Annotated in this window: 20 protein-coding genes; 10 read left to right on the top strand and 10 right to left on the bottom strand. The window is 66.5% G+C overall.

Features of this window, described 5'->3' with window-relative positions; translation table 11 throughout:
- Positions 1–323: carboxymuconolactone decarboxylase family protein (locus ACQKJZ_RS11730; protein WP_427731241.1), on the top strand; the 323-nt coding region annotated here is incomplete at its 5' end.
- A gap of 49 nt (positions 324–372) precedes the next feature.
- Here ACQKJZ_RS11730 and ACQKJZ_RS11725 read toward each other — a convergent pair.
- A complete protein-coding gene (locus ACQKJZ_RS11725; RefSeq protein ID WP_427731240.1) occupies positions 373–1,134 on the bottom strand; it encodes a sulfite exporter TauE/SafE family protein in 762 nt (253 codons plus the stop codon).
- 166 nt (positions 1,135–1,300) lie between these two features.
- On the opposite strand from ACQKJZ_RS11725, the gene epsC reads away from it, so the two are divergent.
- Both epsC and ACQKJZ_RS11715 read left to right on the top strand, forming a co-directional pair.
- Complete coding sequence (epsC, locus tag ACQKJZ_RS11720) at positions 1,301–1,984, top strand: serine O-acetyltransferase EpsC (RefSeq protein ID WP_312487084.1); 684 nt, start codon at positions 1,301–1,303, stop codon at positions 1,982–1,984.
- Positions 1,984–2,316 carry a DUF2794 domain-containing protein gene (locus tag ACQKJZ_RS11715; protein ID WP_312487083.1) on the top strand — a complete coding sequence of 111 codons (333 nt, stop codon included), beginning with the start codon at positions 1,984–1,986 and terminating at the stop codon, positions 2,314–2,316. The genes epsC and ACQKJZ_RS11715 overlap by 1 nt, the downstream gene beginning before the upstream one ends.
- A gap of 88 nt (positions 2,317–2,404) precedes the next feature.
- On the opposite strand, the gene ACQKJZ_RS11710 is transcribed toward ACQKJZ_RS11715, so the two are convergent.
- The 8 genes from ACQKJZ_RS11710 to ACQKJZ_RS11675 form a co-directional block, all read right to left on the bottom strand.
- Positions 2,405–2,749, bottom strand: a complete 345-nt coding sequence (locus ACQKJZ_RS11710; RefSeq protein ID WP_427731239.1) for a hypothetical protein — start codon at positions 2,747–2,749, stop codon at positions 2,405–2,407.
- Between the two features lie 134 nt (positions 2,750–2,883).
- The gene (gene phoB / locus ACQKJZ_RS11705) at positions 2,884–3,576 is read right to left on the bottom strand and encodes a phosphate regulon transcriptional regulator PhoB (RefSeq protein ID WP_312487081.1); all 693 of its coding nucleotides are present in this window, start codon (positions 3,574–3,576) and stop codon (positions 2,884–2,886) included.
- Between the two features lie 13 nt (positions 3,577–3,589).
- Entirely contained in the window at positions 3,590–4,273 is a 684-nt protein-coding gene (gene phoU, locus ACQKJZ_RS11700) for a phosphate signaling complex protein PhoU (RefSeq protein WP_427731238.1), read from the bottom strand.
- 11 nt (positions 4,274–4,284) lie between these two features.
- Entirely contained in the window at positions 4,285–5,049 is a 765-nt protein-coding gene (gene pstB / locus ACQKJZ_RS11695; protein WP_427731242.1) for a phosphate ABC transporter ATP-binding protein PstB, read from the bottom strand.
- Positions 5,043–6,257 carry a phosphate ABC transporter permease PstA gene (gene pstA, locus ACQKJZ_RS11690; protein WP_312487078.1) on the bottom strand — a complete coding sequence of 405 codons (1,215 nt, stop codon included), beginning with the start codon at positions 6,255–6,257 and terminating at the stop codon, positions 5,043–5,045. The genes pstB and pstA overlap by 7 nt, the downstream gene beginning before the upstream one ends.
- 61 nt (positions 6,258–6,318) lie before the next feature.
- The gene (gene pstC, locus ACQKJZ_RS11685; RefSeq protein ID WP_427731237.1) at positions 6,319–7,695 is read right to left on the bottom strand and encodes a phosphate ABC transporter permease subunit PstC; all 1,377 of its coding nucleotides are present in this window, start codon (positions 7,693–7,695) and stop codon (positions 6,319–6,321) included.
- A complete protein-coding gene (locus ACQKJZ_RS11680; protein WP_427731236.1) occupies positions 7,692–8,738 on the bottom strand; it encodes a substrate-binding domain-containing protein in 1,047 nt (348 codons plus the stop codon). The genes pstC and ACQKJZ_RS11680 overlap by 4 nt, the downstream gene beginning before the upstream one ends.
- 71 nt (positions 8,739–8,809) lie before the next feature.
- Positions 8,810–10,051: a sensor histidine kinase gene (locus tag ACQKJZ_RS11675; RefSeq protein WP_427731235.1), complete on the bottom strand. Its 1,242-nt coding sequence runs from the start codon at positions 10,049–10,051 to the stop codon at positions 8,810–8,812.
- A 121-nt stretch (positions 10,052–10,172) separates the two neighbouring features.
- On the opposite strand from ACQKJZ_RS11675, the gene ACQKJZ_RS11670 reads away from it, so the two are divergent.
- From ACQKJZ_RS11670 to ACQKJZ_RS11655, 4 genes are read left to right on the top strand one after another with little or no spacing between them, the layout of a single operon-like run.
- On the top strand, positions 10,173–10,598 hold the full coding sequence (locus ACQKJZ_RS11670) for a hypothetical protein (protein WP_427731234.1): 426 nt from the start codon (positions 10,173–10,175) through the stop codon (positions 10,596–10,598).
- Between the two features lies 1 nt (position 10,599).
- Positions 10,600–10,878 (top strand): HPr-rel-A system PqqD family peptide chaperone, encoded by a 279-nt coding sequence (locus tag ACQKJZ_RS11665; protein ID WP_312487071.1) that lies wholly within the window; start codon positions 10,600–10,602, stop codon positions 10,876–10,878.
- On the top strand, positions 10,875–11,720 hold the full coding sequence (locus ACQKJZ_RS11660; protein ID WP_427731233.1) for an HprK-related kinase A: 846 nt from the start codon (positions 10,875–10,877) through the stop codon (positions 11,718–11,720). The genes ACQKJZ_RS11665 and ACQKJZ_RS11660 overlap by 4 nt, the downstream gene beginning before the upstream one ends.
- Positions 11,705–12,733 (top strand): nucleotidyltransferase domain-containing protein, encoded by a 1,029-nt coding sequence (locus ACQKJZ_RS11655; RefSeq protein ID WP_427731232.1) that lies wholly within the window; start codon positions 11,705–11,707, stop codon positions 12,731–12,733. Before ACQKJZ_RS11660 ends, ACQKJZ_RS11655 begins: the two co-directional genes overlap by 16 nt.
- Here the strand turns inward: ACQKJZ_RS11655 and ACQKJZ_RS11650 are convergent.
- Positions 12,693–13,385 carry an HAD-IA family hydrolase gene (locus ACQKJZ_RS11650; RefSeq protein ID WP_427731231.1) on the bottom strand — a complete coding sequence of 231 codons (693 nt, stop codon included), beginning with the start codon at positions 13,383–13,385 and terminating at the stop codon, positions 12,693–12,695. The genes ACQKJZ_RS11655 and ACQKJZ_RS11650 overlap by 41 nt on opposite strands.
- 63 nt (positions 13,386–13,448) lie before the next feature.
- Between ACQKJZ_RS11650 and glmU the strand changes: the two genes are divergently transcribed.
- The 3 genes from glmU to ACQKJZ_RS11635 all read left to right on the top strand — a co-directional run.
- On the top strand, positions 13,449–14,813 hold the full coding sequence (gene glmU, locus ACQKJZ_RS11645; RefSeq protein WP_427731230.1) for a bifunctional UDP-N-acetylglucosamine diphosphorylase/glucosamine-1-phosphate N-acetyltransferase GlmU: 1,365 nt from the start codon (positions 13,449–13,451) through the stop codon (positions 14,811–14,813).
- A 5-nt stretch (positions 14,814–14,818) separates the two neighbouring features.
- Positions 14,819–16,642 (top strand): glutamine--fructose-6-phosphate transaminase (isomerizing), encoded by a 1,824-nt coding sequence (glmS, locus tag ACQKJZ_RS11640; protein WP_427731229.1) that lies wholly within the window; start codon positions 14,819–14,821, stop codon positions 16,640–16,642.
- Positions 16,643–16,718: 76 nt separating this feature from the next.
- A partial coding sequence (locus ACQKJZ_RS11635) for a diguanylate cyclase domain-containing protein (RefSeq protein WP_427731228.1) occupies positions 16,719–17,581 on the top strand: 863 nt, incomplete at its 3' end.

Below are 17,581 nucleotides of genomic sequence, written 5' to 3'. Positions count from 1 at the left end.
GCGGTGCTGCGCAGCGTCGATGGCTGCCCCGTGCCCGTCAAGGTCCGCGCCGAGGCCGCTTCACCCACTTGGCCGGGAACCAGGAATATCGCAACATGCCGGCCAAGCTGCGCATGAACGTGATCGGCGCGCCGGGCATCGACAAGATCGACTTCGAGCTGTTCAGCCTGGCGGTGTCGGCGATGAACGGCTGCGGCATGTGCATCGACGCGCATGAGGCGGTGTTGAAGAAGTCGGGCGTCTCGGCCGAGGTCATCCAGACGGCGGTTCGCATCGCGGCGGTGATGCAGGCCGTGGCGACGACCCATTCGGCGGTCGCCTGATGATTTCCGGTCCGTCCCGCCATACCTGCGGGGCGGACCGGGCAGGACCTTATTTGAACGCGTTATAGAGGCCCCACAGGCTGGTCAGGGTCACGATGATCCCGACCATCAGCAGCAGCCGCTGCGGCGGGATCCGCTTGGCGAGCATCGCCCCGAACGGCGCGGCGAACACGCCGCCGATCAGCAGGCCGAGCGTCGCCATGGTGAAGGCACCCCAGCCTAGCTGGGTGATGAACGTCGCCGAAATGGTGGCGGTCAGGAAGAACTCGGCGGTGTTGACCGTACCGATCGTCAGGCGCGGCGTGGCACCTTGCGCCAACAGGTTGGAGGTGACGACCGGCCCCCAGCCACCGCCGCCCGCCGCATCGAGGAACCCGCCGATCAGACCCAGGGGCTCGACGATCTTGGGCTCGCGAACATGGGGCCGGTGGCGCAGCGCACGCAGCAGCAGATAGATGCCGATACCGGTCAGATAGGCCAGGATGAACGGCTTCACGACCGCCGCGTCGATATTGGACAGGACATAGGCGCCCAGCGCGCCACCGATCACGCCGGGGATCATCAGCCGCAGGAACAGCTTCCAGTCGACATTGCGGTGCACCGCATGGCTGATCCCGGACACGGCGGTGGTGAAGGTCTCCACGCTATGCACGCCCGCCGACGCGGCGGCGGGGGGCACGCCAAGGCTCATCAGAAGCGTGTTCGAAATGACCCCGAACGCCATGCCCAACGCGCCATCGACCACCTGCGCGGCAAAGCCGACCCCGATGAACGGCAGGATATGGATCAGGTCGAAACTGCTCAGGTCCATTGTATCTCCTTGCCCTTACCCGGCTGGGCCATGGCCTTGGACATGCCGCCTGCGCATATATCCTGCAACAAAGATAGACTTTAGGGGGATGGTAGGGCTCCAGCGTGTGGCTGGAATTTGCCGCGTGCCATGCCTAAATGCCGATATCGCATCTGGGGACCTGCTCATGCCGAGCCGATTGGCCGCTTATCTCGATTCGATCCGTGCGCGCGATCCCGCCCCGCATTCGCGCGCGGAGATCCTGTTGTATCCGGGCGTCTGGGCGCTGGCGGGGCATAAGGTGGCGCATCGGCTGTACCGGTCACGGGCCTTTTTCCTGGCGCGGTTGGTCAATCACTTCACCCGCTTCCTGACCGCGATCGACATTCATCCCGGCGCCAAGATCGGGCGCAATTTCTTCATCGACCACGGGTTCGTCGTGATCGGCGAAACCGCGGAGATCGGCGATGACGTCACCATCTATCAGTGCGTCACGCTGGGCGGGACCAGCCCCGACAACGGCGTGGCGGGCAAGCGGCACCCGACATTGATGGACGGCGCGATCGTCGGCTCGGGCGCGCAGGTCCTGGGGCCGATCACGGTGGGGCCGCGCGCGCGCGTCGGCGCCAATGCCGTGGTGACACGCGACGTTCCCGAAGGCGCGGTGATGGTCGGCATCCCCGCACGCCCCACGATGGTCGAAGGCGGCGCGGCACCCGAGAAGCGCTTCGTCCCCTATGGTACCCCCTGTTCCGAGTTGTTCGATCCACAGACCCAGAAGGTCGAGAAGCTGCGCTGCGAACTCGACACGCTGCGTCGCCAGCTCGACATGCTGCTGGCGGAACAGGAAGACAGGCGCGACCGGGCCTGATGGGGATCGTCCCCTTTCCCAAGACCCCCGGACAGGTCGGCTTCGAGCGCGCCGAGCTGAACCGCATCCTCGACCTGTACGGACGGATGGTGGCGGCCGGACATTGGCGGGATTATGCGATGGACTTGGGACGCGATGCGGCCGTCTTCTCGGCGTTCCGCCGCACCGCCGAACGTCCCGAGTACCGCATCGAAAAGCGCCCGGCGCTGCGCAATCGGCAGGGCATGTGGGCGTTGATCGGCGAGGGCGGCATGGTTCTGAAGCGCGGGCATGAACTGGGGCCGGTGCTCGCCCCCGTCGAGCGCCGTCTGTTGAAGCTGGTCGAGGAATAGGCGAGCCGCCGACCGCGCCCATGAAAAAACGCCGGCCCCCCGCAAAGGGAGCCGGCGCCGTTGTTTCCAATCTGGTCGGATCGTCCGGTTACTTGCCGCCGCGCTGACGGCACTGATCGAACTGACCCTTTTTGCAGATCGGGTAGCTCTTCAGCGGCTGCGGGGCCGGATAGGCTTGTTCTGGGCTCGGCGCCTGCTTGAACACCACCGGGGCGCCGGGCTGCGGCATCCCGGCCATCGCCGGCTGCGCGGGCTGATAGCCGCCGGGGGTCTCGGTACCGGCCGATGCGCTGGCGGTGGTCTGTGCGGTCATGCCGCCCTGCTGCGTCGCCATGGTGCCGTCGGCGGTGGTTGCCGCGCCGGCCTGGGTGGTATCCTGGGCGAATACGGGTGCGGCGATCAGGGCCGTGGCCGCTAGAAAAACGAGCTTCATGCGAATCTCCTGTTCAGAAGCGCAAGTGCGTTAGCGCGGGTGGGGAACGCCCCACCCGGTACTTGGCTCCCTCGTTTCGCTCCCGACCCGACTGGGAGCGCGATTCCATCCGTTTTCGGACCGAACGCGGGCGATCAGACGCCGGCGTCCAGCGAATAGCCCGCCGATCGAACCGTACGGATGATATCGGGGCGGTCGCCGATGTTGATCGCCTTGCGCAGACGGCGGATGTGCACGTCCACCGTCCGGCTCTCGATATCGGAGTCGTGCCCCCACACCGCATCGAGCAGCCGCTCGCGCGAGAACACCCAGCCGGGATGTTCCAGGAAATGCTTCAGCAAGCGGAATTCGGTCGGCCCGAGCGAGACGACCTCGCCCGCGCGGCGAACCTTGTGGCCGACCGTATCCATCTCGATATCGGCATAGACCAGCGCTTCGCCCGCCAGGGCGGGGCGGACGCGGCGCAGGACCGCGCCGACGCGCGCAACCAACTCGCGCGGGGAGAAGGGCTTGGTGACGTAGTCGTCGGCACCCGTCTCCAGCCCCCGTACCCGGTCCTCTTCCTCACCGCGCGCGGTCAGCATGATGATCGGCACATTGGCGGTCTCCGGCGCGCGGCGGAGGCGGCGACACACCTCGATCCCCGAGATACCCTCGACCATCCAGTCCAGCAGGACGATGTCCGGCGTGCTTTCCCGCGCCAGCAGCAGCGCTTCCTCGCCATCGGGGGTGTGGACGACCTCGAAATCCTCGCGCTTGAAATGGAAGACGAGCAGTTCCGCGAGCGCGGCGTCGTCCTCGACCAGCAACATCTTTACCCGTGCCATCGTGCCTGTTCCCTCAAGAAGGCAAACTGCCGCCGCGGTCCCGCTCGCCCATTTGCGTGCCGGTGGCGGCAAAATACACCATCTCCGCGACGTTGGTCGCATGGTCGCCGATACGTTCAAGATTCTTGGCGATGAACAGCAGGTGCGCGACCTGTCCGATCGTCTTGGGATTCTCGACCATATGGGTGACGAGCGTGCGGAAGATGGAATCGTAGAAATCGTCGAGCGCGTTGTCGCTGTCGCGCACCCGCACCGCCGCCTCGGCGTCACGCGCGGCGAAGGCGTCGAGCACGTCATGGACCATGGCCGAAGCGATCTTGGCCATGGCGGGCAGGACAGAGATCGGCTCGATCCGGTCCTCGCTTTCCAGCATGGGTACGCGCTTGGCGATGTTCTTGGCATAATCGCCGATGCGTTCGACCACGCTGGCGATCTTCAACGCCGCGACGACCTCGCGCAGGTCGTTGGCCATCGGCGCGCGCAGCGCGATGGTGCGCACGGCCAGCCGCTCGACCTCCGCCTCGATCACGTCGATCGCCTTGTCGTCCTCGCGCACCTTGCGCGCCAGTTCCAGGTCGGAACGTTGCAGCGCCTTGATCGCATTGGCGATCGCCTCCTCGGCCAATCCGCCCATCTGGCTGATCAGCCCGCGCAAGCGGCCGATGTCGTTGTCGAATGCCTTGACGGTGTGGTCCATGATCCTCGTCCTCAGCCGTAACGGCCGGTAATATAGTCCTTCGTCCGCTCTTCCTTCGGGTTCGTGAAGATGTCGGACGTGCGCCCATACTCGACGAGCGTGCCGAGATGGAAAAAGGCGGTGCGCTGCGACACGCGGGCCGCCTGCTGCATGTTGTGGGTCACGATCGCGATGGCATAGCGGCCGCGCAGGTCGTGGATCAGCTCCTCGATCTTGGCGGTCGCGATCGGATCGAGCGCGCTGCACGGCTCGTCCATCAGGATGACTTCCGGGTCGACCGCGATGGCGCGCGCGATGCACAGCCGCTGCTGCTGACCACCCGACAGCGCAGTGCCGCTTTCCGAGAGGCGATCCTTGACCTCGTTCCACAGGCCGGCGCGGGTCAGCGAACGCTCGACGATCATGTCGAGCTCGCCGCGCGAGCCGGCCAGCCCGTGGATGCGCGGGCCATAGGCGACATTCTCATAGATCGACTTGGGGAAGGGGTTGGGCTTCTGGAAGACCATGCCGACCCGGGCGCGCAGCTGCACCACGTCCATCTCGGGCGCGTAGATGTCCTGTCCGTCCAGCCGCACGTCCCCCGACACCCTCGCCGAGGGGATGGTATCGTTCATCCGGTTCAGCGTGCGCAGGAAGGTCGACTTGCCGCAGCCCGAGGGGCCGATGAACGCGATGACGTGATCCATATCGACATCGATCGAGATGTCGTCGATCGCCTGCTTGGCGCCATAGGACACGCTGACGTTGCGCGCGGTTATCTTGGGTGTCGTCACCAGCGTGTCTCGAAGCGATTGCGGAGGTAGATGGCCAGCCCGTTCATCGCGAGCAGGAAGACCAGAAGGACGATGATCGCGGCCGAGGTCTTTTCGATGAAGCCCCGGTCGACCTGATCGGACCAGAGGAAAATCTGGACGGGAAGTACCGTCGAAGGATCGGTCAGCCCGCGCGGCGGTGCCGCGATGAAGGCGCGCATGCCGATCATCAGGAGCGGCGCGGTCTCGCCCAGCGCGCGGGCCATGCCGATGATGGTGCCGGTCAGGATGCCGGGGAGGGCGAGCGGCAGGACATGGTGGAAGATCACCTGTACCCGCGACGCGCCGACCGCCAGGGCCGCGTCGCGGATCGACGGCGGCACCGACTTGATGGCGTTGCGTCCGGCGATGACGATGACCGGCATCGTCATCAAGGCGAGCGTCAGCCCGCCGACCAGCGGTGCCGAGCGCGGCAGTCCGAAGGTCCCCAGGAAGACCGCCAGTCCCAGCAGGCCGAAGATGATCGACGGCACCGCCGCCAGATTGTTGATCGACACCTCGATCAGGTCGGTCCAGCGGTTCCTGGTGGCATATTCCTCCAGATAGAGTGCCGCCAGGACACCGATCGGAAAGGCGAGCGCCAGCGTGACCAGCATGGTCAGCAGCGAGCCCTTGGCCGCACCCCAGATGCCGACCCGTGTCGGGTCGGTGGCGTCGGCATCGGTCAGGAAATTCCAGTTCCAGCCGGTCGATAGCAGCCCCTTCGCGCGCAGGTCCGCGACCACCCGCTCGGCATCGGGCGTGCCCTCTCCCTTGGCCGCGACGTCATAGGCGCTGGCGACCGGCAGGGTGAAGGTGACGGTTCGGTCTAGGATCGAGGGATCGGCCTTGATCGCGTCGCGTACGACGATCCAGGCACCCGGCGACAACAGCGCGGCACCATCCCGCCCGAACCGCGCGGTCGCGGCGTTGTCGACCGCATCTTCCAGACCGGCACCGGCCAGCGCCAGATCGGCGCTGCGTCCCCTCACGCGCGCGGGCTCGATCGGCAGATCGGCGCCCGCCAGATCGATGGGCAGCATGACCCGGGTCTGGGTAAAGCCCCGCATCCCCTGCGCGATCATGGTGATGAGCAGGAATGCCAGGAAGGCGGCGGACAGGGCAACGGCCGCCATGCCGAGCAGCCGGAAGCGCCGCTCGGCGGCATAGCGTCGGCGCAGGCGCCGGGCCATGGCCGGGCTGTCCCACCGGGTCGAACGAACGGGCGCATCCGCCGTCGAAGGGGGCGGCCGCTTATTCATAGGTTTCCCGGTACCGCTTCACGACGGTCAGCGCGACGATGTTGAGCAGCAGGGTGATGACGAACAATGTCAGCCCCAGCGCGAAGGCCGCCAGAGTCTTGGGGCTGTCGAACGCCGCCTCGCCGGTCAGCAGGTCTACGATCTGGCGGGTCACGGTGGTGGTGCTGGCGAAGGGGTTGGCCGTCAGTGTGGCCACGCCGCTGGCCGCCATGACGACGATCATCGTCTCGCCGATCGCGCGGCTGACGGCGAGCAGGACACCGCCTACCACACCGGGCAGCGCTGCGGGCAGCATGACGCGGGTGATCGTCTCGGACGGCGTCGCGCCCATCGCCAGGCTGCCGTCGCGCATGGCGCGGGGAACGGCGGCCAGGCTGTCGTCGGCCATGGATGAGACGAAGGGGATGATCATGACCCCCATCACCAGCCCGGCGGCCAGCGCGCTTTCGGACGAAGCCCAGTCGATGCCGATCGCGACCGCGAACCGGCGCACCGCCGGGGCGACGGTGAGGGCGGCGAAATAACCGTAGACGACGGTGGGAATGCCGGCGAGCACCTCGATGACGGGTTTCATGATGCGGCGCGCGCGCGGCGCGGCATATTGGGTCAGATAGATGGCGCTGAGGAGACCGAAGGGAATGGCGACCGCCATCGCGATCACCGCGCCGATGAAGAAGGTGCCCCAGAACAACGGCACGGCCCCCAGTGAGGCCCCCGGATCGCGCGGATCGATGACCTGCGGGCTCCAATGCGTGCCGAACAGGAAGTCGGTGATCGGTACGACCGAGAAGAAGCGTCCCGCCTCGTAGAGGAGCGAGGCGACGATCCCGGCGGTGGTCAGGATCGCAATCAGCGATGCCCCCAGCAGCAACCCCAGGATGACCCGTTCGATTCGCGTCCGTGCCGCGAAATCGGGGCGCACGCGCAGATAGGCATGGGCACCGCCCGCCAGCGCGAGCATGAGCACGATCGCGGTGGCGATCCAGTCGATCCGGGTCTGCGCGGCCTCATAGGCAGGCGCCAGCACGCGCGACAGGGGATGAAAAGCGCCATAAGCCCGGCCGGTCGCCAGTGCGCGTGCCTCCGACAGGATGGCGGCGCGCTCGAACCCCGGCGCCGGCAGCTGTAAGGCGGCAGGCGTCGCCACTACCATGTCGGTGACCAGCGCCGGCGACGTCGCCGCCCAGACGGTCAGAAACAGGAGCGGCGGAATGGCGGTCCACAAGGCGACGTACCAACCATGGTGATGCGGCAGCGCGCTGACTCGCATGCCCGTCCGGCGACGAAAGCCCAGCGCACGCATTCGTGCCGCGGCCCAGGCTATCAGCCCCAATCCGAGGATCAGGATCAGGAGGATCACGCCGCTCATGACGGCAACGTCGCGGGGTTCAGCGCCGTCTCGCCGGCAATGATGGCGCGCGACCGGCTCTGGACGGCGGGTGGCGATGCGATCAGGCCGCGCCGCACCAGCGGACCGTCCTGGCCCCAATTCCTGGCATAAAGGATCAGGAACCGGCGAAGGCCGGGAATGGCGTCGAGATGCGCCTTCTTCACGTAGATGTAGAGCGGCCGCGATCCGGGATAGCGCTCCGCCGCGATCGCCTGATAGCTCGGCATCACGCCGTCGATCGCGACCCCGTCGACGATGTGGCGATTTTCCTCGAGATAGGAATAGCCGAAGATGCCGATCGCGTTGGGATTGGATTGCAGCTTCTGAACGATCAGATTGTCGTTCTCACCCGCATCGATATAGGCGCCGTCCTCCCGCACGCGCGTGCACATCAAATGATGTTGTTCGGCGTCACGTCGACCAAGTTCGGCCGCGCCCGGCTCGACGGCGTTGCACCCCCGCGTCAGGATCAGTTCGGCCAGCGCGTCGCGCGTGCCGCTGGTTGCGGGCGGGCCATAGACTTGGATCGGAACGGCGGGCAGCGTCGGGTTGACGTCGCGCCAGGTTCGCGTGGTGTTGGGCCGCCCGCCCGGCCGTGCGGCCAACGCGCGGTAAATGTCCGCCGTACTGAGCTGCATGCGCGGGCTACGCTTCGATTCGGCAAAAGCGATGCCGTCGATACCGATCGGGATTTCCAGAATCGCGTTCACGCCGTGCGCCGCGCATTCGCGATATTCGCCGGCCTTCATCCGGCGCGAGGCGTTGACGATATCGGGATGACCCGCGCCGATGCCGGCGCAGAACAGCTTCATGCCGGCCCCGGTCCCGGTCGATTCGATGACGGGCGCCTTGGCCTGCGGATCGGCGGCGACGAATCGCTCGGCGATGATCGTGGTGAAGGGATAAACCGTCGAGGACCCCACCGCCGTGATCTGGTCGCGCACACCCGCACCGCCGCCATTGGCCTGATCGTGACAGGCCGCCAGCGCGAACGTCGCGGCGAGTAGACAGGGCAGACGCATCGATTTCCTTGAGCGACCGGAACGGGTGCGGACCGGCGCTTCCACGCCCGCCATACTCCCGTGTGACATTTCTATTTCTCTTTTGTGACACCGCTCTCGGAAACGGGTTTTTCGGTCGTTTTCAACGGCGGGAGTCTGACGGTCACGGTCGTGCCCACGCCGACTTCGCTGGCGATCTCCAGACGACCGCGATGCCGCTCGACGATATGCTTGACGATGGCGAGGCCCAGGCCGGTGCCACCGATGCTGCGGCTGCGGCCCGAATCGACGCGGTAGAAGCGCTCCGTCAGGCGCGGGAGATGGCCGGGTGCGATCCCCTCGCCGCGATCGGCGACGCTCAGACGAAGCATCGGCCCATCCTGCGCCAGCGATACTCGGATCGGCGTGTCCGCCCGTCCGTATTTCATCGCATTGCCGATGAGATTGTGCAGCATCTGCGACAGCTGCGCCCGGTCGCCCGCGATGGGTGGCAGGTCCTCGGCCAGTTCGCACACGACGTCCTTGGCGCGGGGGGCGCCGGAGTCGAGGAACTCCTCCCAGACGTTTTCGACCAGGTCGCCCAGATCGGTCGACTGCGCGGGCTGCCGATATTTGTCCGCCTCGATCCGGCTCAGTGAGATCAGATCCTCGACCAGGCGCTGCATTCGACGCGCCTCGTCGAACATCACCTTCAGGAAGCGGGTGCGGATTTCGGGATCGTCGCCCGCCTCGTCCCCCAGCGTTTCGATGAACCCCAGGATCGAGGCGAGCGGGGTCCGTAGTTCGTGGCTGGCATTGGCGACGAAATCGACGCGCATCCGCTCCGCCGCGTCATGACCGGTCTGATCGATCAGGTGGACGATACGCTGGCCGCTCGTGATGTCGGCCACCCGCATGTCCCAGCGGTGGTCGAGCGAGCCGAGGCCGACCAGCGAGATGGGCTGTTCGGGATCGGCCGATCGCTGGCTCATCAGGCGTTCGGCGGCCGCCGGGTGGCGAATGGCGATCCGCGCATCCTCACCGACGATATGCGCGCCGAGCAGCGTTCGGGCGGCGCGATTGGCGAGGCTGACCCGGCCATCGTCGATCAGCAGGACCGGTTCGATGATGGCGTCCAGTGCTTCGGCCAGGAGCGGGGAGAGGGGCGTGTCGCGGTCCTCCCCGACTTCGTCCTCGTCGTCGCCCCGCTGTTCGCCTTCGCTTGCCACCAAGGCCGCCGCGATGCCGCCGACCAGGGTGATGATCGCCGGCCCCGGCCCCGCCGACAGGATGACGACGAGCGCCGCGACGACGGCGACGATGATGGCCCACCAGGTGCGAATGCCGAATCCCATGGCGCATCGATGTAGCGGGCGCCGGGCGACCTGTCTTCCTCCCAGCTTGGGGCAGGCGGATGCCGTCCAAGTCCTTGTCCCTGTGCGGCGAATGTGGGAGATCACGTGCGCCATGGAAGAGATGCCGCCACGATCCGTACCCGACGATGCGATGCCTTCGGTAGCCGAGGACGACGGCAATGGCGTGACCAGTCGCCGCGCGCTGATGCTGGGCGCGCTGGGGGCGAGCACGGTGGTGGCGATCCGTCCGGCGCTGGCGCAGACGGCGGGATCGGTCCTGACCTGCGAGATTCCTATCCCCGACCAGGCGCGGGCGGGCAGCTATATCGCGCTCGACGGCTCGACGGTGCCGGCACGGACCCTGTTTTCCTTCGCCCCCCCAAGCCGCCCCTATACCGGCGAGGAGGTTCGCCGCGCGTTGCAGGGCGGGATGCTGCCCAATACCAATTATTTCAGCAATCAGGCGTATCTGAACTATATCCGGCGCCTGCAGCGCGGGCAGGGCGGTTTTACCTGCTATGCCTCGATCCAGATGCCGGGCGGCTGAAGTGAGCGAGCCGCGCTACCGCACGGTGGCGGCGGACCTGATCCTCGTGGAACCGCTCGACATCTTCACCGCCGTGTTTCACCGCCCCTCGGGCATCACGCACCTGTTGAGCGAACCCGCGCCCCAGATCATGGAAGCCTTGGCCACGGAGCCGCTGACGCTGCAGGCGCTGGCGGACCGGCTGATGCAGCATTATGAACTGGACGGGGCGGATGCCATGGCGGCCCTTCGCGCCCGTCTCGCCGAACTGGAGGCGGCGGGGCTCGTCGTCCATCCGTGAAGCATGCGGTCACCTTGCAGGTCGGACCGGTCGGCTTTCGTATCGGGTCGGACTGGCGCGCGCCCATCGCGGCGGTCGAAACCTTGTACCAGGATTATCCGCGCGCGGGCTTTGCCGACTATACGGTGCGGCTGGAGGCCGCCGCGATCTGGCGGCGCTGGATACGGCCATCGATCGGGATATCGGGCGATTATCGGCTGCCCGAGGCCGCGCCCTTGCCGCTGCGTCACGGTTTACTGGCCGCCGAGCTCGGCATGAACCTGCAAATGGCGCTGGGCCACCGACTCCATCTCCTGCTGCACGCTTCGGTGGTCGAACGTGACGGGCGTGCCGTCATCATGAGCGGCGTATCCGGGGCCGGCAAATCGACGCTTGCGCTGCTTCTGGCGCAGCGTGGCTGGCGTTTCCTGGGCGATGAATTCGCGCTGATCGAACCGGACAGCGGCTTGGTCGTGCCTTTTCCCCGCCCGGTCAGCCTGAAGAATGAAAGCCTGTCCGTCATTCCCGCCGGCAACCGGGTCGGCCCCCTGCTGTCCGGCACGCCGAAGGGTGATATCCGCCATGTCGCCCCGGATATGGCGGCGCTGTCGGCGATGGACCGGCCTGCACGGCCAGTGCTCCTGCTGTTCCCGCGCTTCGGCTTTCCAGAGGCTATCCGCACCCTCCCGCCCGCCGAGAGCTTCGTTCGGCTGACCCAGGCATCGACCAACTATGTCGCGCTGGGCGAGGCCGGCTTTCGGGCGCTGAACAGGCTGCGGGCCACGGTGCCGGCCATCGCGTTCGACTATCCCGACGGTGACGCGGGCGTGGCGGCGGTCGAGACGCTATGGGACGCGCTGTGAAGCCTGTCGATCGACTGATTGCCATCCTGCGTGATCCCGGCGACGCCGTATCACTCGACCTTCCAGAATGGATGATGGTCCTGACGGTGGCGCGTGCGGAGCTGCTGCTGGGCAGTCTGGCGCACCGGTTATCCGGCCTGCCGGTGCCGGCGGAGGTCGAGGCGGTCCTGAACGATGCGCGGACCGAAGCGACCGAGGTGCGACGTGCCGCCTTGTGGGAGGCCAATCGGGTCGCCCATGCATTGCGTACGCTCGGCTGTCCCGTCATCCTCCTAAAAGGGACGGCCTTCGTGGCCGCAGGGCTGGGGGCCGGACAGGGGCGATCTATCGGCGATTGCGACATCCTGTTGCCGCGCACCATGTTGCCGGCCGCCGAGGCGCTGCTGGCCGATGCGGGTTGGGAATGGGTGAAGCCCGACGCTTATGACGACCTCTATTATCGGCGCTGGATGCATGAATTGCCGCCACTGATCCACCGGGAGCGGGATCGGATGCTCGACGTGCATCATACGATCCTTCCCCCGACCGCCCGGCCCAAGCCCGATGCCGAAGCGCTGCTGGCCGACGCCGTGCCCTTGGGCGGCGGCCTGGCCGTGTTGTCACACGACGACATGATCGTTCATGCGGCCGCGCATCTGTTTGCCGATGGCGACCTGACCGGCGGCTTGCGCAACCTGTGGGACATCCATGCGCTGGTCGTCGAGCGCGGTGCGGACGGCTTGGCCGATCGTGCGCGCCATCATGGGCTGACCACCGCCGTCGGCCGGGCCATGCGGTTGAGCCACGCGATCTTCGCAACGCCGGGGCCCTCATGCTGGCGGCGTCTGACCTTCAACGACCGAATGTTCCGTCGTCGCATGATGGCGCGCGACGGCTGGGGACGGGGGCGGCGGCCGATCACGCGTCTGGCCTTTTACATTCGCTCGCACTTGATCCGCATGCCGTTCCCCCTTTTGTTGCGGCATCTCTGGATCAAGTGGCAGAAGGGGCGAGCCGCTCCAGCGTCGGGATGAGCGTCGCGTAGCTGTCGATGATCGCGTCGGCGCCCAGCGTCTCGACCGGCTGGCTTAGAAAGCCGAAGCGGCAGGCTATGACCGGAAGCCCGGCGGCCTGCGCAGCCTGGACATCGAAGATCGAATCGCCGACGAACGCCGCACTTCCGCCGCCGCATTGGTCGACCAGCGCCCGGATCGGCACGGGCGATGGCTTCGCCACGCCCAAGGTGTCGCCCCCGATGATCGCGGCGAACCGCTCGGTCAGGCCCAGTGCCCCCAGGACCGCCCGCGCGAACCGTTCCAGCTTGTTGGTCATGATGCCCATCGTCACGCCGCGCGCCGCCAGCATGTCCAGGGCTTCGATCGTCCCCGGAAAGGGAGCGGTATGCACGGCCAGGTTCGCCTCGTAATGATCCAGAAGGCGGCGATGGAGAATATCGAGCGTCTCCGGGTCGTAGCCCCCCGTCGCCGCCAGCCCATGCTCCAGCATCCGTCGCGCCCCGCCACCGATCATCGGCTTGACCGCCTCGACGCTGAGTGCCGGCCGCCCGATCGAGGCCAGCGCATGGTTGACCGCCGCCGTCAGGTCACCGCTGGTGTCGAGCAACGTTCCGTCGAGATCGAAGCCGACGATGGAGAAGGGAAAACCACGGGATGAATTGGCGTCCATAAAGGGGTTCCGATGCAGTCTGGCGCTGGCTTTGGCCGGAAATCCATGGCAGGCGCAACCACCATGACGAGACCAGTCGCCGCCATCATTCTCGCCGCGGGTAAAGGCACCCGCATGAAATCGGACCTGCACAAGGTCCTGCATCCCATCGCCGGGCGGCCGATGCTGCTCCATCTGATCGACAGCGTTCGGCAATTGTCACCCGCGCATGTCGTCGTCGTGACCGGGGCGGGGCGCGAGCAGGTCGAAGCCGCCGTGGCGCCGCTCGGCGTGGCCACCGCGCTTCAGGCCGAGCAACTGGGTACCGGTCACGCCGTCGCCCAGGCGCGCGCGGCGCTGGCTGGTTTCGATGGCGACGTTCTTATCCTCTATGGAGACGTGCCGCTGGTCGAGACGGCGACGATGCGCCGCATGATCGATCGCCTGCGTCAGGATGATCGGCCGGCCGCTGTCGTGCTGGGCTTCCGTCCCGACGACGCCGCCGCTTATGGGCGCGTGATCGCCGACGTCGATGGCCGGATCGATCGCATGGTCGAGTTCAAGGACGCGAGCGTCGAAGAACGTGCCGTAACCCTGTGTAATTCGGGCCTGATGGCGGTCCGATCGGAGGACTTGTTCGGGCTGCTCGATCGCGTCGGCAACGACAATGCGGCGGGCGAATACTACCTTCCCGACATCGTCATGCTGGCTGCGGGCGACGGCCGTCACTCGGCGGTCATCGAGACGGAAGCGGCCGAGGTCGCGGGCGTCAACAGCCGTGGCGAGCTGGCGACCGTCGAAGGCGACTGGCAGCGCCGCCGCCGCGCGCGTGCGATGGCAGAGGGCGCGACGCTGATCGCGCCGGATACGGTGTGGTTCTCGCACGACACCAGCATCGGCCGGGACGTGGTGATCGAACCGCATGTCGTGTTCGGGCCCGGCGTCCACGTCGCCGACGGTGTCACCATTCATGCCTTCAGCCATCTGGAGGGCGCCACCGTGGCGACCGGTGCCGATATCGGCCCCTATGCGCGGCTGCGTCCCGGCGCGGATGTGCGAGAAGGCGCGCGCGTCGGCAATTTCGTCGAAATGAAGAAGGCGGTGCTGGGGCCGGGTGCCAAGGCCAATCACCTGACCTATCTCGGCGATGCCGAGGTCGGGGCGGGCGCGAATATCGGCGCCGGCACCATCACCTGCAACTATGACGGCTTCCTCAAATATCGCACCGTGATCGGCGAGGGGGCGTTCATCGGTTCCAACTCGGCCCTGGTCGCACCGGTGACGATCGGGGCGGGCGCGATCGTCGGCGCGGGCGCGGTGGTGACGAGCGATGTCGATGCCGACGCATTGGCGCTGGTCCGACCCGAACGACAGACCAAGTCGGGTTGGGCAAAGCGTTTTCGAGAACTGATGAAGGCCAATAAGGCCGCGAAGAAGGGCGGGGAATAAGCGTTATGTGTGGTATCGTTGGAATCCTAGGTGGCGATGATGTCGCCGAGCGCCTGCTCGATGGCCTGCGTCGTCTGGAATATCGTGGATACGACTCGGCTGGCATCGCGACCATCGACGACGGTTCGATCGAGCGACGGCGGGCCTCGGGCAAGCTGGTCAATCTGGCGCGCGAACTGGCCGAGCATCCGCTGCCCGGCACGATCGGCATCGCGCACACCCGCTGGGCGACGCATGGCGGCCCCACCACTAACAACGCGCACCCGCATGCTACCGACCATGTCGCGGTCGTGCACAACGGCATTATCGAGAATTTCAAGGCGCTGCGCGAAGAACTGACCGCGCGTGGCCGCGTGTTCACCAGCGAGACCGATACCGAAGTCGTCGCGCATCTGGTCAGCGAGAAGGTCGAGCAGGGGCTGGATCCGGTCGCGGCGGTTCGCGAGATCCTGCCGCGCCTGCACGGCGCGTTCGCACTCGCCATCCTGTTTCGCGACCAGCCCGATCTGCTGATCGGTGCGCGGCTGGGTTCGCCGCTCGTAGTCGGTTACGGCGAGGACGAGACCTATCTCGGCTCGGACGCGCTGGCGCTGGCGCCGCTGACCCAGCGTATCGCCTATCTCGACGAAGGTGACTGGGTCGTCTGCACGCGTGAGGGCGCGCAGGTCTTTGACCGCGACAACAACCCCGTCGAGCGCCCCGTCACGATCTCGGGCGTGACCGGTGCCCTGATCGACAAGGGCAATCACCGTCACTTCATGCAGAAGGAAATCTACGAGCAGCCGATCGTCGTCGCTCAGACGCTGCGCTCGTATCTCCAGCGTCTGGAAGGGCGCATCGCGCTGCCCATTCCCGATTTTGATCTGTCGGGCATCAAGCGCGTCACCATCGTCGCATGCGGCACCAGCTTCTATGCGGGCATGGTCGCCAAATACTGGTTCGAGCAGTTCGCGCGCGTGCCGGTCGATATCGATGTCGCCTCCGAATTCCGCTACCGCGCGCCAGTCATGGAGCCGGGCGGCCTGATGATCGTCATCAGCCAGTCGGGCGAGACCGCCGACACGCTGGCGGCGCTGCGTCATGCCAAGAGCGAGGGGCAGACGATTGCGGCGGTGGTCAACGTGCCGACCAGTTCGATGGCGCGCGAGGCGGACCTGCTGCTCCCCACCCATGCCGGGCCTGAGATCGGCGTAGCCTCGACCAAAGCCTTTACCTGCCAGCTCAGCGTCCTCGCCGCGCTCGCCGCCAACCTCGCCAAGGCCAAGGGCCGGCTGACGGTGGACGAGGAGAAGCAGATCGTCCGCCATCTGGCGGAGGCCCCCGCCGCGATCAACGGCGCGCTGGCCTATGACGAGGCGATCGAAGGCATGGCCGGTGCCATCGCCGGTGCGCGGGATGTCCTCTATCTCGGCCGTGGCACCGACTATCCACTGGCCCTCGAAGGCGCGCTGAAGCTGAAGGAAATCAGCTACATCCATGCCGAGGGCTATGCCGCCGGTGAGATGAAGCACGGGCCGATCGCCCTGATCGACGAATCGGTGCCGGTCATCGTCATCGCACCGTCGGGGCCGTTGTTCGAAAAGACCGTCTCGAACATGCAGGAGGTGCAGGCGCGCGGCGGCAAGGTCGTGCTGATCTCCGACTATGACGGGATCGAGGCGGCGGGTGAGGGGTGTATCGCGACGATCACCATGCCCAAGGTTCACCCGTTGATCGCACCGATCGTCTATGCGGTCCCAGTCCAGCTGCTCGCCTATCACGTCGCCGTGGCCAAGGGCACCGATGTCGATCAGCCGCGCAATCTCGCCAAGAGCGTGACGGTCGAATAACTGTCCATTTACGGCAGATTAAGCGTCTATGGTTACCATCACCTTCGTAATGTAGCGTAAGAGTGGTGGTAACCGGATGCGTATTCTGATCGTCGATGACGAACCGGCGGTTCATGCGAGCTATGACCGGTGCTTTTCCCCCGGCTTCGGCGGCGACGGAAATGGACAGGTCGGCGGCGGCATCGACGCGATCGGCGATATCCGCCACTGCTTCCAGGGAGAGGAGGCGGTCGATCAAGTCGCACGCGCCAAAGCCGAAGGCGCACCCTTCGCCGTCGCCTTTATCGACATCCGCATGCCCCCCGGCATCGACGGGCGAGAGACCGCGCGTCGCATCCGCCTGATCGATCCCGACATCCATCTGGTGATCGTCACCGGCTACACCGATTTTTCGCCGGCCGAGATCAGCCAGGTCGCCGGGCCCGCCGACAAGATCTTCTACATCGCGAAGCCCTTCGCCGCGGCGGAAGTCTCGCAGACCGCGATCGCGCTATGCCGCCGCTGGCAGAACGACCGCGAACTGGCCGAGGCGCGCGCGCAACTGGCGGCGCAAGTTGTCGCGCTGGAGGAGAAATCGGCGGAGTTGGAGGCCAATGAAAGCCGCGCGATGCACATCGCGATGCACGACGCCTTGACCGATGCGCCCAACCGTATGGCGTTTCTGCGCGGCTTGAACGAGCGCGGGCGTATGCCGGGTCGGTTCGTGACGGCGATGATCGACCTCGACCGGTTCAAGCTGGTCAACGACACGCTCGGCCATCTGGCCGGCGACGAACTGATCCGGGAAGTGTGCTGGACCCTGCAACACGCGGCACCGCGCGGCGCCATGGTCGCGCGGCTGGGCGGCGACGAATTCGGCATCCTGTTCGACACTGATAGCGAAGCCGACGCCGTCGCCGCCTGCGACCGGATTGTCACCGCCTGCGCCAAGACCTTCAG

The sequence above is a fragment of the Sphingomonas sp. NPDC019816 genome (genome assembly GCF_050274375.1).
In the GTDB taxonomy this organism is placed as follows: domain Bacteria; phylum Pseudomonadota; class Alphaproteobacteria; order Sphingomonadales; family Sphingomonadaceae; genus Sphingomonas.
Note: the sequence above shows the minus strand (reverse complement) of the source record. Positions and strands in the feature narration are given on the sequence as shown.

What these genes read in the sequence shown, in the direction of transcription:
- ACQKJZ_RS11650 (WP_427731231.1), bottom strand. Translation starts at nt 13,385, where the DNA reads ATGGACGCCAATTCATCCCGTGGTTTTCCCTTCTCCATCGTCGGCTTC.
- ACQKJZ_RS11680 (WP_427731236.1), bottom strand. Translation starts at nt 8,738, where the DNA reads ATGCGTCTGCCCTGTCTACTCGCCGCGACGTTCGCGCTGGCGGCCTGT.
- ACQKJZ_RS11655 (WP_427731232.1), top strand. Translation starts at nt 11,705, where the DNA reads ATGGGACGCGCTGTGAAGCCTGTCGATCGACTGATTGCCATCCTGCGT.
- phoU (WP_427731238.1), bottom strand. Translation starts at nt 4,273, where the DNA reads ATGGACCACACCGTCAAGGCATTCGACAACGACATCGGCCGCTTGCGC.
- ACQKJZ_RS11675 (WP_427731235.1), bottom strand. Translation starts at nt 10,051, where the DNA reads ATGGGATTCGGCATTCGCACCTGGTGGGCCATCATCGTCGCCGTCGTC.
- phoB (WP_312487081.1), bottom strand. Translation starts at nt 3,576, where the DNA reads ATGGCACGGGTAAAGATGTTGCTGGTCGAGGACGACGCCGCGCTCGCG.
- ACQKJZ_RS11715 (WP_312487083.1), top strand. Translation starts at nt 1,984, where the DNA reads ATGGGGATCGTCCCCTTTCCCAAGACCCCCGGACAGGTCGGCTTCGAG.
- ACQKJZ_RS11670 (WP_427731234.1), top strand. Translation starts at nt 10,173, where the DNA reads ATGCCGCCACGATCCGTACCCGACGATGCGATGCCTTCGGTAGCCGAG.
- pstC (WP_427731237.1), bottom strand. Translation starts at nt 7,695, where the DNA reads ATGAGCGGCGTGATCCTCCTGATCCTGATCCTCGGATTGGGGCTGATA.
- glmU (WP_427731230.1), top strand. Translation starts at nt 13,449, where the DNA reads ATGACGAGACCAGTCGCCGCCATCATTCTCGCCGCGGGTAAAGGCACC.
- ACQKJZ_RS11710 (WP_427731239.1), bottom strand. Translation starts at nt 2,749, where the DNA reads ATGAAGCTCGTTTTTCTAGCGGCCACGGCCCTGATCGCCGCACCCGTA.
- epsC (WP_312487084.1), top strand. Translation starts at nt 1,301, where the DNA reads ATGCCGAGCCGATTGGCCGCTTATCTCGATTCGATCCGTGCGCGCGAT.
- ACQKJZ_RS11725 (WP_427731240.1), bottom strand. Translation starts at nt 1,134, where the DNA reads ATGGACCTGAGCAGTTTCGACCTGATCCATATCCTGCCGTTCATCGGG.
- pstA (WP_312487078.1), bottom strand. Translation starts at nt 6,257, where the DNA reads ATGGCCCGGCGCCTGCGCCGACGCTATGCCGCCGAGCGGCGCTTCCGG.
- glmS (WP_427731229.1), top strand. Translation starts at nt 14,819, where the DNA reads ATGTGTGGTATCGTTGGAATCCTAGGTGGCGATGATGTCGCCGAGCGC.